Origin of the sequence: Nonomuraea sp. NPDC049750 (genome assembly GCF_040659625.1) — a bacterium.
Taxonomy (GTDB): domain Bacteria; phylum Actinomycetota; class Actinomycetes; order Streptosporangiales; family Streptosporangiaceae; genus Nonomuraea.
Genome location: NZ_JBFANB010000014.1, coordinates 84,347 through 97,317, shown reverse-complemented (window position 1 = coordinate 97,317; position 12,971 = coordinate 84,347). Strand labels below are relative to the sequence as shown.

The following is a 12,971-nucleotide window of genomic DNA, read 5'->3' as shown; positions in this document are numbered from 1 at the left end:
TAAACGTGGGCAAAGCGGGGCGGCAGAGGCCGTTTGGCGTACAGGTACGCCACATTCTGCGATGATCTCGCTATAAGCGGAGTTTGAGCCTCACGGATAGTGACTGATGCCCACCACATTCGAGGAAATAGCTGCCTTCGTCGCCGACAAGCCGTTCGCCACCGCGGTCATAGCGCTGCTGGGCCTGGCCGGGCTGGTGCTCGCGTACCTGATACTCAGGGTCGCCTGGCGGGCCCTCGCCTGGGTCGTCTCGCGCTATATCGCCCCACGCCCGATCGAGGACGTCCTGACCGTCGTGGCCGCCTCCATCGCCACCGGTGTCTCCGCCCAGGGCATGTGGCGCTTCTCCGGTGACGTGCTCGGCCTCGACGGGCCGCTGCGGCTGCTGCTGTTCGCGTTCATCGAGGTCGCGATCATCACCTCGGCCGTACGGGCCCGCCGCAACATGCGCGAGAACTTCTCCGCCGGGATCGACGGCATCGCCGTGTGGGCGCTGACCTGCCTGACCGCCGTACTGTCCAGCATGGACGCGCGCAGCCTGCCCGAGGCTGTCTTCCGCCTCGCCGCGCCGCTGGTCGCCGCCTGGCTGTGGGAGCGCGGCATGGCCATCGAGAGGCACCGCATCAGGGGCACCGGCCGCATCAACTGGCGCCTCACCCCCGAACGGCTGCTGGTCAGGGTGGGCCTGGCCGAAGTGAGCGACCGCACCGCGAGCGAGGTCGACGCGCACCGCAGGCTCACCCGCGTAGCGCTGGCCGCCAAGCGGGCCAAGTCGCTGCGCGAGGGCGGCGCGTCCGAGCGCAAGCTGCGCGGCGCCCTGGCCAAGCTCGACAAGGCCATGGACCAGGCCGTCGAGCACACCGGACTGGCCGTCGACCAGGGCCGCCAGGAGGCGCTGCTCGCCCAGATCGCCGCCCTGTACAACACCTCCGCCCTCATCGACGCCGACCCGCGCGTGCCCTGGGAGCCGGAGGCCGACCACCACCCCGTGCCGGCCCGCCCCGCCCTGCCGCCCGCGCTGGTCGAGCTCGTCCAGGACGACGACGAGGACGTCCAGGTGTTCGACACCACGCCGCAGGTCGTCGACACCGCCCAGCGGGCCGCGCTGATGCGCTCCGCCCGCGACTACTGGGACAGGCAGATCGCCAAGGGCATCGTGCCGCGCACGATCGACATCGCGCAGGAGATCGGCCTCTCACTGCCCGCCGCCCGCCAGTATCGTGCCCTGTGGAAGCTGGAGCCCGAGGCGCACGCGCTCATCGAGGCTCTGTACCAACAACATGGCATCGTGGACACCGGCGCCTTCCCGGCCATCGCCGACGACGGGCGGATGCTGACCACCAAGTCCTGAGCCCGGGGGGCCGGTTGAGGGAGCGCACGCTCGAACGGGTCAGAAAGCTCCTGGCCAAGGCCGAACGTACCGACAACGAGCATGAGCGGGCCACGTTCATGGCGGCGGCGGCGTCGCTCATGGCCAAGTACGGCATCGACTCCCTCGACCCGGCCGACACCCGCCAGACGCCGGGCGACCGGATCGTCACCCTGCCCAACCCATGGGCGCGGGAGAAGGCGCGGCTCGTCAGTCTGGTCGCGCAGGCCCTGCGCTGCCGGCCGCTGCTCATCGGGCGCGGCGACGGCGGGCAGCGGGTGCACGTCTTCGGCTTCGCCGCCGACCTCGAACGGGCCGACGTGCTGGCCACCTCGCTGCTGCTGCAGATGGCCACGGGGCTGGCCCGGGTAAGGCCGCCCGACACCGCGATCCGCGCCTACCGGCGCTCGTGGCTGCTCGGGTTCACCGACGAGGTGTACCGGCTGCTGCGCGAGGCCGAGACGCGGGCCGAGGAGCGGGCCCCCGCCGCGAGCACCGCGCTCGTGCTGGCCGACCGGCGGGCGGAGGTGGAGCGGGTGGTGGCGGCGCACTACCCGCGCATCCGGCTCAGCGTGCCGCGCACCAGCGGCACCGGCTACCGCGCCGGCGTCGAGGCGGGCCGCCGCGCCGACCTGGGCCGCACCCGCGTGGACACCCAGCCCGGCCGCGAACTGACCTGACCTCAGCTCAGTGTGGCCGAGACCAGGGAGCGGGCCTCCTTCTGGACCTCGGCCAGGTGCTCAGGCCCCTGGAAGGACTCGGCGTAGATCTTGTACACGTCCTCGGTCCCCGACGGCCGGGCCGCGAACCAGGCGCTCTCGGTCGACACCTTCACCCCGCCCAGCGCCGCCCCGTTGCCGGGCGCCGCCGTCAGCACCGAAGTGATGGGCTCGCCGGCCAGCGACGTCGCCGTGACCTGGTCGGCCGACAGCTTGCCCAGCACCGCCTTCTCCTCCCGCGTCGCGGGCGCGTCCACCCGGGCGTACGCCGGCTCGCCGTACCGGGAGGTGAGCTCCTTGTAGTGCTCGCTCGGCGAGCGCCCCGTGACCGCGAGGATCTCCGACGCCAGCAGCGCCATGATCACGCCGTCCTTGTCCGTCGTCCACACCGACCCGTCGCGGCGCAGGAACGAGGCTCCGGCGCTCTCCTCGCCGCCGAACCCGAGCGAGCCGTCCAGCAGCCCTGGCACGAACCACTTGAAGCCCACAGGCACCTCGTAGAGCCGCCGCCCGAGCGACTCCGCCACGCGGTCGATGACGCTGCTGCTGACCATCGTCTTGCCGACCCCGGCGCCCGTGGGCCAGCCCTCGCGGTGCGCGTAGAGGTAGGAGATCGCCACGGCCAGGTAGTGGTTGGGGTTCATCAGCCCGTCGTCGGGCGTGACGATGCCGTGCCGGTCGGCGTCGGCGTCGTTGCCGGTGGCGATCTGGTACTCGCCGCTGCTGGCGATGAGCGAGGCCATGGCGTACGGCGACGAGCAGTCCATCCGGATCTTGCCGTCCCAGTCGAGCGTCATGAACCGCCAGGTCGGGTCCACCAGCGGGTTGACCACGGTCAGGTCCAGCCGGTGCCGATCGGCGATCTCCCCCCAGTAGGCGACGCTGGCCCCGCCGAGGGGGTCGGCGCCGATGCGTACTCCCGCCGACCTGATCGCGTCGAGGTCGAGGACCGAGGGCAGATCGCCGACGTAGGCGCCGACGAAGTCGTAGCGCCCGGTCGTGTCCGCACGCAGGGCCTTCGTGTACGGAACGCGGAGGATGTTCTTCATGCCCCCGGCCAGCAGGCGGTTGGCCCGGTCCTGGATCCAGGTCGTGGCGTCGGTGTCGGCCGGGCCGCCGTGCGGCGGGTTGTACTTGAAGCCGCCGTCGGGCGGCGGGTTGTGCGACGGCGTGATCACCACTCCGTCCGCCAGTCCGGTGGAGCGGCCGCGGTTATAGGTGAGGATCGCGTGCGAGACGGCGGGCGTCGGTGTGTAGCCGTCGCGGCTGTCGATGAGGACCCGCACCCCATTGGCCGCGAACACCTCCAGCGCCGACACCCGCGCGGGCTCCGAGAGCGCGTGGCTGTCGACGCCGAGGAACAGCGGCCCGTCCGTGCCCTGGGCGTGGCGGTACTCGCAGATCGCCTGGCTGGTGGCGAGGATGTGATCCTCGTTGAACGCCGTGTTCAGCGACGAGCCACGATGCCCGGAGGTGCCGAACGCCACCCGCTGCGCCACCTCGTCGGGATTGGGGTGGAGGGCGTAGTAGGCGGTGACCAGCTTGGCCACGTCGACCAGGTCGGCGGGCTGGGCGGGCTGTCCGGCGCGTTCGTGGGTCATGAGGCCACTTTACGAGTGGCCGCTCGGAGAGGGTCGGCTAGACTCGCGTCAGTCACTAGAATGGAGTTCTGTTGCCATGCGTATCGGACTGCTCCTGAACGAATCTCAGGATCCGGACCCGCTGGGCGGGCTCCGCGACAAGCTCGCCAAGGCGGCCGACGAGGGCTTCGCCTCCGCCTGGCTTTCGCACATCTTCGGGCTCGACGCCCTCACCACGCTGGCAGTGGCGGGCAGCCAGGTGCCCGGCATCGAGCTCGGCACCGCCGTGGTGCCGACCTTCCCGCGTCACCCCCTCGCGCTCGCTCAGCAGGCCATGACGGTCAACGCGGCGGTACGCGGGCGGCTGTCGCTCGGCATCGGCCTGTCGCACCAGATGGTCATCGAGAACATGTTCGGCTACAGCTTCGAGCGGCCGGGCCGGCACATGAAGGAATACCTGGAGATCCTGATGCCGGCCACGCGCGGCGAGCAGGTCGACTACGACGGCGAGACCCTCAAGGCCCACGCCCGGCTCACCACGCCGGGAGCGGGGTTGCGGGTGCTGATCGCGGCCCTGGGCCCGCGCATGCTCAAGCTGGCCGGCACCGTCGCCGACGGCACCGTGCTCTGGATGACCGGCCCCAAGACGGTGGCCGAGCACGTCGCGCCCACCATCACCGCCGCCGCGAGCGAAGCCGGGCGGCCCGCGCCGCGCGTGGTCTGCTCGCTGCCGATCAGCGTCACCGACGACGTCGAGGCCGCCAGGGCCCGCGCCAACGAGATCTTCGCCATCTACGGCCAGCTGCCCTCCTACCGGGCCATGCTGGACCGGGAAGGCGCGGCCGATCCCGGTGGCGTGGCGATCGTCGGCGACGAGGACAGTGTGCGCGCCCAGCTCGACGGGCTGGCCAAGGCCGGGGTGACGGAGTTCGTGGCCTCCGAGTTCGCCCATCGGGAACGCACCAGGGCATTCCTCAAGACACTCCTCTGATCTGCCCCGACCTGCCCTCATCGGCCCTCATCGGCGCTGATCGGCGCTGATCGGCTTTGATCGGCGCGTCGGTGGGGTGACCGGGAGGCATCCGAATAAACTCCCGCAAGGTGAAGCGCTTGCTGCATGGCATAGACGTGTCCAACTGGCAAGGTTCCGTCGACTGGACCGGCCACGCGGGAGCCGGGGTAGCGTTCGCCTTCGCCAAGGCCACCGAGGGCGGCGACTACACCGACGCGTACTTCGCCCGCAACTGGCAGGGCATGCGGGAGAGCTGGATCGTCTGCGGCGCCTACCACTTTGCCCGCCCGAAGGGCGACCCCGGCGAGCAGGCCCGCCACTTCCTGAACGCGGTGGGGGCGGCGGGCGGCTTTCGCCGCGGCGACCTGGTCGCGCTCGACCTGGAGAGCAACGACGGTATCCGGCCCGAGCAGGTCGCCCAGTACGCCCGCCGCTGGTGCCGCTACGTCGAGCGGCACGGCGGCGTGCGCCCGTTCGTCTACACCTTCCCGTGGTTCGCCCGCAGAGGTCACTGCGCGGGGCTCGGTGACTATCCGCTGTGGATCGCCAACCCGGAGAAACCCTGTGGCGAGCCGCTGGTGCCCGGTCCATGGGGCGAGTGGACGATTCACCAATACGCCAACAGTCCGCTGGATCGCAACGTCTTCCGCGGGAGCCGGGAAGACCTGACAAGGCTGGGGTTTCACCCGCGATAGCATCGGTGCTTACCAGCAACCGTGCTATCCAAGGGAGTCACCGTGTCAGCCGAGCTACGCATCACCCTCGCCGGAGCCGAGCGTGTGGTCGCGGCCGGCACGACGGCCGGTGACGCGCTGGAGGCCGACGGCCGCACCGTCATCGCCGCCAGGGTCAACGGCGAGGCCCGCGACCTGGCCCACCTGGTCGCCGATGGCGACGTCGTCGAGCCGATCGAGGTCTCCAGCGACGAGGGCCGGGCCATCGTCCGCCACTCCACCGCCCACGTCATGGCGCAGGCGGTGCAGGAGTTGTTCCCGGGGGCCAAGCTGGGCATCGGGCCGCCCGTCGAAAACGGCTTCTACTACGACTTCGACGTCGAGCAGGCGTTCCACCCCGATGATCTCAAGCGCGTCGAGAAGCGCATGCGCGAGATCGTCAAGCAGGGGCAGCTGTTCTCCCGCCGGGCCGTCGCCGACGACGAGGCCCGCGAGGAGCTGGCCGGAGAGCCGTACAAACTCGAGCTCATCGGGCTCAAGGGCGGCTCGCTCGAAGAGGAGAGCGTCGAGGTCGGCGTGGGTCAGCTGACCATCTACGACAACCTCGACCCGAAGACCGGCGAGCTGTGCTGGAAGGACCTCTGCCGCGGCCCGCACGTGCCGTCCACCAGGTCCATCCCGGCCTTCAAGCTCATGCGCTCCGGCGGCGCCTACTGGCGGGGCAGCGAGAAGAACCCGCAGCTGCAGCGCATCTACGGCACCGCGTGGGAGTCGCGCGACAAGCAGGACGACTACCTCAAGATGCTGGAGGAGGCCGAGAAGCGCGACCACCGCAAGCTGGGCGCCGAGCTCGACCTGTTCTCCTTCCCCGACGAGCTGGGCTCCGGGCTGGCGGTCTTCCACCCCAAGGGCGGCGTGATCCGCCGGGTGATGGAGGACTACTCGCGGCGCAAGCACGAGGAGGCGGGCTACGAGTTCGTCAACACGCCGCACATCACCAAGGAGAAGCTGTACCAGGTCTCGGGTCACCTCGACTGGTATCGCGACGGGATGTTCCCGCCCATGGAGCTCGAGGGCGCGCGTTACTACCTCAAGCCGATGAACTGCCCGATGCACAACCTGATCTTCCGGGCGCGCGGGCGGTCCTACCGCGAGCTACCGCTGCGGCTGTTCGAGTTCGGCACCGTCTACCGCTACGAGAAGTCAGGCGTCGTCCACGGCCTGACCCGGGTGCGCGGCCTGACGCAGGACGACGCCCACATCTACTGCACCCGCGAGGAGATGCGCGACGAGCTGGCCTCGCTGCTGCGCTTCGTCCTCGACCTGCTGCGCGACTACGGGCTCGACGACTTCTACCTGGAGCTGTCCACCAAGGACCCGGAGAAGTTCGTCGGCTCCGACGACGCGTGGGAGGAGGCGACCGAGACGCTGCGCGAGGTCGCCGAGTCCGAGCACCTGGACCTGGTGCTCGACCCGGGCGGCGCGGCCTTCTACGGGCCGAAGATCTCCGTGCAGGTACGTGACGCCATCGGCCGCACCTGGCAGATGTCGACGATCCAGCTCGACTTCAACCTGCCCGAGCTGTTCGAGCTCGAATACCAGGCGGCCGACGGCACCCGCAAGCAGCCCGTCATGATCCACCGGGCGCTGTTCGGGTCGATCGAGCGCTTCTTCGGCGTGATGGTCGAACACTACGCGGGCGCCTTCCCTCCGTGGCTGGCCCCCGTGCAGGTCGCCGGCATTCCGATCGCCGACGCGCACATCCCCTATCTGCAGGACGTGGCCAAGAAGCTGCGCGAGCGCGGCATCAGAGTCGAGGTCGACACGGCCGACGACCGGATGCAGAAGAAGATCCGCAACGCCCAGAAGTCGAAGGTCCCGTTCATGCTGCTGGCCGGTGACGACGACATCGCCAACGGGGCGGTCTCGTTCCGCTACCGCAGTGGCGAGCAGAAGAACGGCGTGCCTGTGGAGGAGGCGATCGCCGAGATCGTCAACGCTGTGGAGCGTCGCATCCAGGTCTGACTTTCCAGCATTTATGAAGGGGTACAGCGGGAGTCCGCCGTACCCCTTCTTGCGTGCTGCGGCCTGACACATTCGTCCGCGTCGCGGCTTGTGCGGCCTGACGCGTTGGTGCGCGCTGCAACCTGTGCGGCCTGACATATTCGTCTCACGGTTGAAGCTCATCAGCCGGGCGTCATAGGGGACGGCACCGTGCGGGCGGAAGATGTGGGCGCGTTTCTTGCTGGCGCGCCGGTTGGCGTAGGCGCCGGCGACCCGGGCGATCGCCCGCACGGCCGCCTGCGCGCCCAACCCAGCCACCTGCCCGCGCACCTCGTAGTAGGCCAGCCGATGCAACTCCAGCACGGTGAAGACGCGGTGCTGCCAGGCCAGGCGGGAGATGACGGTGGCCGCCTGATTACACACCTGCACCGCCGCGGCCAGGGCGTCGGCCTGGGCCGGTGCGGGCGTGAGCCGCAGTTGCACGATCGAGGGCAGGCCGTGGCGTTTGGTGGCGGAGCGGCGGATCGCCATCGCGCACCTCCTGTCACAGCAACCTCACCCACCGCACATATTACCGAACGTGACCGAGTCTTTCCATGCTGTTTTCGAAAGGAGGGGTGGCGCTTCCTCCCGGCCCTGAAGGACCGGGTCTCCGCGCCACCATTCAGATGAAACGGTCCTTTCGATGGGGAGTTGGGCCGGGCGTTCCGGCATGGCGAACCCGGTCGGTATTGCGCCGCGGGGATGATCACCGCGGAGCACGCAACGCTAGCAACAGGAATCACCGGCCACCGGCGTTTCGCCGTTTTGCCAGCTAACGCCCCCACATTGTGAAATATCCGCCATGGCACTCAGCAGCTCCCAGCACCGCCGCCCAGGCCCGCGCATCGCCCGCAATCCAACGGCCCTGGGCATCGCTCCGCAATCCCAGACGCGCAGCACCGCCCCACAGCCCGGCATCGCTCTACAACCCCTGGCCCCACGGCGCCGTCGGTGGGAGTGCCCGGCGATCGGAGGTTGCTCGGGGGCGGAGGGGGCGTTCCTCCAGGTAGTCGCATTGCCGCTACTGGCCTTCGACCGCACTCCCACCCCTCACCGGACAGGCCCCCGTCGGCTTGTGCAGAGGGCGTCACGGTCGGTTGTGGTCGCCTGGTCCACCGCTTCCCATCGCGGTGCTGCGCGGCGCCGTCGGGTCTGGCGGGGGTTAGGGAGTTGGAGTTGACGAGGCCTGAAGTTGCGGTGCGATGAGGATGCGGTAATCTGCCCGTACTCTGAAGATCACGCTTCCCAGAGATATGCCGCAGAGTGGAAGCAAGGCCCGCACATCGCGTGTGAGGACCCCGGAGGGGCGGTGCGATCTGCTCGCATGCCCTTTCGAAGGAGTGTTCTCCCGATGAACGTAGGTCTCGGCCTCCCCATCAATGACCCCGCCCAGCTGCTGACCTGGGCCCGCCGCGCCGACATCGGCCCCTTTAGCGCACTCGGCCTGCTCGACCGGCTCGTCTACGACAACCCCGAGCCACTGGTCACCCTCGCCGTCCTGGCCGGTGCCACCTCGCGCATCCGCCTCCAGACCGAGGTGCTGATCGCGCCCCTGCACAACACCGCGATCCTGGCCAAGCAGGCCGCCACGCTCGACCGCCTCTCCGGTGGCCGGTTCACCCTCGGTATTGGCACGGCAGGGCGCGAGGATGACTACCTGGCAGCCGGTGTCGATGTCCACCGCCGAGGGCGCCGCCTCGACGAACAGCTCGCCTCTCTGCGACGCGCCTGGTCCGGCGAACCGTACAGGGTCGGTGGTGGCGATGGTGTGGGTTCGTTGGGTTCTGTGCCTGCTCGCTATGAGGGCGATGGCGTGGGGCCGATCGGTCCCGCGCCTGCTCGGCTGGGTGGCCCCGAGGTGCTGTTCGGTGGCTTCGTTCCGGCGGTGTTCGAGCGGGTCGCCCGATGGGGTGATGGCTTTCTGGGTGCCGGGCTCGGGCCCCAGTGGATGGACACGGCCTTCCGCGACGTGGAGCGACGATGGGAGCTTGCCGGTCGCGAGGGCCGTCCCCGCCTGGTGGCCCAGGTCAACGTCGCCCTCGGTACGGAGACGGTGCTGGCGGAGGCCAGGAACGAGATGGGCGATTACTACGCCTTCACCGGGCGCCCCGAGCACATGCTGGCCGGGCTGCTCACCACGCCCGCCGCGATCCGGGACGCGGTCGCGGCGTTCACCGGCATCGGAGCCGACGAGGTGATGCTCTACTGCTGGGCCTCCGACCCGGACCAGATCGACCGCCTGGCCGACGCGGTGGCCTGACCCGCCTGTATGTGCCGTCTCCCGGCGGTACGTGCCACCTCTGGGCGACGTGCCACCTCCGGGCGGTACGTGCCACCGGACTTCGGGCCAATGCTCCGATCCCGGGGTGCTCGCCTGTTGCCCCGGCTCTCTGGTCCTGCTCCGGACCGGTGCTCTGGCCACCGCTCTGAGCTGGTGCCCTGGCCCGTGTTCCGGTTCGGGGCCCGGCGCCGGGTGGTTGGCTCATTGGTCCGCTGCCCTGCGTCGATCCGGACCGTTGCGTCGCTCCGGATCGTTGTTCTGCACCGGGCCGGAGTTCAGGTGTTCTCTACCGGTCCGGTGTTCGGGGGTCCTGCTTTTTTTGGGGGGTAACTGCTTCGAGTTGAGTTAACTCTAGTGTGTATTGCAGCCTCTGAGTGGGCGTTATGATCACTGAATGAACCTGAAGGAATGGGCGGTAGCGAACGGTGTGCACCCGCATACCGCCTATCGCTGGTTCCGTGAGGGCACACTGCCGGTGCCCGCCGAGCGGGTGCAGCGCACGATCTTGGTGAACATCGAGGCGAACTCTTCCTCACCGTCCGTGACGGGTGGTGTGGGTTTGTATGCCCGTGTGTCGTCGCATGATCAGAAGTCGGATCTTGAGCGGCAGGTCTCCCGGCTGGCCCAGTGGGCCGCGCAGGGTGGTCACCGGGTGGTGCGGATCGAGTCCGAGACCGGATCCGGGATGAACGGCGGCCGTGCGAAGGCGAAGCGACTGCTGGCCGATCCGGACGTGACCACGGTGGTCGTGGAGCACAAGGACCGGCTCGGGCGGATGAACGTGGAATTGATCGAAGCCGCGCTGTCCGCCACGGGCCGTCGCCTGGTCGTGCTGGATGACGGCGAGGTCGAGGACGACCTGGTGCGCGACGACCTGGTGCGCGACATGGTGGAGGTCCTGACCTCGTTGTGTGCCCGCCTGTACGGCCGCCGCTCCGCGAAGAACCGGGCCAAGGCCGCTCTGGAAGCGGCGGCGGCCAGTGGCTGAGGCCAGCAGGCAACTGCGCACCATCGCCTCGCCGTTCGTCGCCCTCGGCCCGTCCGGTGTGTCGATACGCGACCGCCTCAAGAACCTGACCCCGCAGGATGAGGAGGTGCTGCGTCTGGTCGGCGCGCACCTCGGGTCGCTGGCGTCGAAGGACCTCAAGGCGCGCTGCGCTGACGGGCTGGAGCACTCCACCACCTCGTGGGCGGGACATAAGCGGGACCTGACCGCCGTGTCGTCGTCCCGCTGGGCTGGGAGCATCACGAAGGCGACACACGATCAGTGGGCGCTCGCCCGGCGCGGGCAGGCCGCGCATCTGCGGTCGTTGGAGGCCGGCGTCAAGGCTGTCGCGCACCGTCTGTCGTTGCCCATCGGTGAGAAGGGCTCCAAGCGGGCCCCCGGTGGTTACCGGTCCAAGGGCGAGTGGTTCCACAAAAGACGTCGTCTGGACCTGCTTGAGGGCCGTCTCGCCGAGGTTCGGGCGGATCGTGAGGCCGGTGTCGTGCACGTGGTGCGGGGCGGGCGCAAGCTGCTCAACACCCGGCACAACCTGGATGCCGCCCGGCTCACCGAGCCCGAGTGGCGCCAGAAGTGGCAGGCGGCACGCTGGTTGCTGTCCGCTGACGGGGAGTCCGGCAAGCGGTTCGGCAACGAGACGATCCGGATCACGCCCGAAGGCGAGGTCAGCATCAAGCTGCCCGCGCCGCTCGCCGACCTGGCGAACGCCGAGCACGGCCGATACACGCTGGCCGCGAAGGTGTCGTTCCCGCACCGGGGCACCGAGTGGGCCGACCGTGTGGAAGCCAACCGGGCCGTGGCCTACCGCATCCACTACGACGTGGCCCGGCAGCGCTGGTACGTGGACGCCTCCTGGACCTTCCCCATCGTCGCCACCGTCTCGATGCGGACCGCACTGGCCCAGGGCGTGATCGGCGTGGACACCAATGCGGACCACCTCGCCGCCTGGCGGCTCGATGCGCACGGCAATCCGGTCGGGCAGCCCCGCCGGTTCTTCTACGACCTGTCCGGCACCGCCGATCACCGTGACGCCCAAGTGCGGCACGCCCTGTCCCGGCTGCTGAACTGGGCAAAGACCTGCGGCGTTGCCGCCATCGCGGTAGAGGACCTGGACTTCGCCGACTCCAGGACACGAGAGAGGCACGGCCGTAAGCGTCGCTTGCGGCAGCTCATCTCCGGCATGCCCACGGGAAAGCTCCGCGCCCGCCTCACCTCGATGGCCGACGCCACCGGTATCGCGATCATCGCGGTCGATCCGGCGTACACCAGCATGTGGGGAGCGCAGCACTGGCAGAAGCCCATGCACGCCCCCACCCGAAAGACCAGCCGACACGATGCTGCGAGCATCGCCATCGGCCGACGTGCCCAAGGGCACCCGATCCGGCGACGGACAGCACCGCCCCGTAACGACCAGAGCGATCGTTACGGGCATCGGACCGTCCAGGCCCGACCGGAGACTCTTGGGCGTGAGGAAACCCGCCGCCCCGTCACGGACCGTGCACACGATGCACGCGCCCGGACAGGGACAACACCACGTACGCGGGCGACCAGTGCATCCAAAACCGTTTGGGATGCGCGCAGCGATCAGGGATGGGTCCCAGACTCACCCCTGCTCACTGATTAGGAACGGTCTGGTTCCGAGGGCTCTTCGGTGGGCCTGGGCTTGCCGGGGAGGCGGACGTCGTCGACCGTGACGTTCACCTCGGTGACCCGTAGGCCGAGCATGCGGCTTACGCTGCGGGCCACATTGGTCTTGACGGTGGCGGCGACGTCCATCACCACGTGGCCGTACTCGACCACGATCGTCAGGCTCACCGCCACCTGGCGATCCTGAATCTGGGCGCTTATCCCTTGGTTGCCGCGCCGCGAGCCGATGCCGATGCGGTCACGGACCGACTCGAAGGCCTGGGCGAGGTCGCCGCCCATGTCCGCGACGCCTGTCACCTCCATTGTCGCGAGATAGGCCACCTTCTCCACCACCTCGTCGGCGACCTTGATCTGCCCCTTCACCACGGCCGCGGTGGCCGTCGGCCGGTCCCCTGGGAACGCCGGTGCTGCCGCCTCTCCGTACGGCGCGGTGCCGGATCCGGCAGCAGGAGTCGCGGCGGATCCGAGCCCGGTGGATCCAAGCCCTGTGGGTCCAGGGCCGGTGGGTCCGAGCCCTGCGGGTCCAGGGCCGGTGGGTCCGAGCCCTGCGGGTCCAGGGCTGCCAGGTCCAGGGCTGGTGTGGCGAAGTTCGGCGGTGCCTGGTCCGGAGGGGCCAAGTTCCGAGACGCCGAGGTCAGGC

At 69.5% G+C, this 12,971-nt stretch carries 10 protein-coding genes; 8 read left to right on the top strand and 2 right to left on the bottom strand.

What is annotated here, in order from left to right:
• The first annotated feature begins 106 nt into the window (after window positions 1–106).
• Together AB0J16_RS31830 and AB0J16_RS31825 are read left to right on the top strand one after the other, a co-directional pair.
• A complete protein-coding gene (locus AB0J16_RS31830) occupies window positions 107–1,351 on the top strand; it encodes a hypothetical protein (protein WP_358545970.1) in 1,245 nt (414 codons plus the stop codon).
• Window positions 1,352–1,365: 14 nt separating this feature from the next.
• Complete coding sequence (locus tag AB0J16_RS31825; protein ID WP_358545967.1) at window positions 1,366–2,049, top strand: DUF2786 domain-containing protein; 684 nt, start codon at window positions 1,366–1,368, stop codon at window positions 2,047–2,049.
• A 2-nt stretch (window positions 2,050–2,051) separates the two neighbouring features.
• On the opposite strand, the gene pgm is transcribed toward AB0J16_RS31825, so the two are convergent.
• A complete protein-coding gene (pgm, locus tag AB0J16_RS31820) occupies window positions 2,052–3,689 on the bottom strand; it encodes a phosphoglucomutase (alpha-D-glucose-1,6-bisphosphate-dependent) (RefSeq protein ID WP_358545964.1) in 1,638 nt (545 codons plus the stop codon).
• A gap of 76 nt (window positions 3,690–3,765) precedes the next feature.
• On the opposite strand from pgm, the gene AB0J16_RS31815 reads away from it, so the two are divergent.
• The 6 genes from AB0J16_RS31815 to AB0J16_RS31790 all read left to right on the top strand — a co-directional run bounded on the left by AB0J16_RS31815 (window position 3,766) and on the right by AB0J16_RS31790 (window position 12,308).
• Window positions 3,766–4,659 carry an LLM class F420-dependent oxidoreductase gene (locus AB0J16_RS31815; protein ID WP_358545962.1) on the top strand — a complete coding sequence of 298 codons (894 nt, stop codon included), beginning with the start codon at window positions 3,766–3,768 and terminating at the stop codon, window positions 4,657–4,659.
• 119 nt (window positions 4,660–4,778) lie between these two features.
• Window positions 4,779–5,375, top strand: a complete 597-nt coding sequence (locus AB0J16_RS31810) for a GH25 family lysozyme (RefSeq protein ID WP_358545960.1) — start codon at window positions 4,779–4,781, stop codon at window positions 5,373–5,375.
• A 21-nt stretch (window positions 5,376–5,396) separates the two neighbouring features.
• On the top strand, window positions 5,397–7,379 hold the full coding sequence (gene thrS / locus AB0J16_RS31805) for a threonine--tRNA ligase (RefSeq protein ID WP_358545956.1): 1,983 nt from the start codon (window positions 5,397–5,399) through the stop codon (window positions 7,377–7,379).
• 1,372 nt (window positions 7,380–8,751) lie between these two features.
• Entirely contained in the window at window positions 8,752–9,660 is a 909-nt protein-coding gene (locus AB0J16_RS31800) for an LLM class flavin-dependent oxidoreductase (protein WP_358545953.1), read from the top strand.
• Window positions 9,661–10,075: 415 nt separating this feature from the next.
• Complete coding sequence (locus AB0J16_RS31795; protein WP_358545950.1) at window positions 10,076–10,669, top strand: IS607 family transposase; 594 nt, start codon at window positions 10,076–10,078, stop codon at window positions 10,667–10,669.
• Window positions 10,662–12,308, top strand: a complete 1,647-nt coding sequence (locus AB0J16_RS31790; protein WP_358545948.1) for an IS200/IS605 family accessory protein TnpB-related protein — start codon at window positions 10,662–10,664, stop codon at window positions 12,306–12,308. Before AB0J16_RS31795 ends, AB0J16_RS31790 begins: the two co-directional genes overlap by 8 nt.
• On the opposite strand, the gene AB0J16_RS31785 is transcribed toward AB0J16_RS31790, so the two are convergent.
• Window positions 12,305–12,694: an Asp23/Gls24 family envelope stress response protein gene (locus AB0J16_RS31785; protein WP_358545946.1), complete on the bottom strand. Its 390-nt coding sequence runs from the start codon at window positions 12,692–12,694 to the stop codon at window positions 12,305–12,307. The two genes, AB0J16_RS31790 and AB0J16_RS31785, sit on opposite strands and share 4 nt — an antisense overlap.
• Between the last annotated feature and the right edge of the window lie 277 nt (window positions 12,695–12,971).

What these genes read in the sequence shown, in the direction of transcription:
- AB0J16_RS31830 (WP_358545970.1), top strand. Translation starts at nt 107, where the DNA reads ATGCCCACCACATTCGAGGAAATAGCTGCCTTCGTCGCCGACAAGCCG.
- pgm (WP_358545964.1), bottom strand. Translation starts at nt 3,689, where the DNA reads ATGACCCACGAACGCGCCGGACAGCCCGCCCAGCCCGCCGACCTGGTC.
- AB0J16_RS31815 (WP_358545962.1), top strand. Translation starts at nt 3,766, where the DNA reads ATGCGTATCGGACTGCTCCTGAACGAATCTCAGGATCCGGACCCGCTG.
- AB0J16_RS31800 (WP_358545953.1), top strand. Translation starts at nt 8,752, where the DNA reads ATGAACGTAGGTCTCGGCCTCCCCATCAATGACCCCGCCCAGCTGCTG.
- AB0J16_RS31795 (WP_358545950.1), top strand. Translation starts at nt 10,076, where the DNA reads ATGAACCTGAAGGAATGGGCGGTAGCGAACGGTGTGCACCCGCATACC.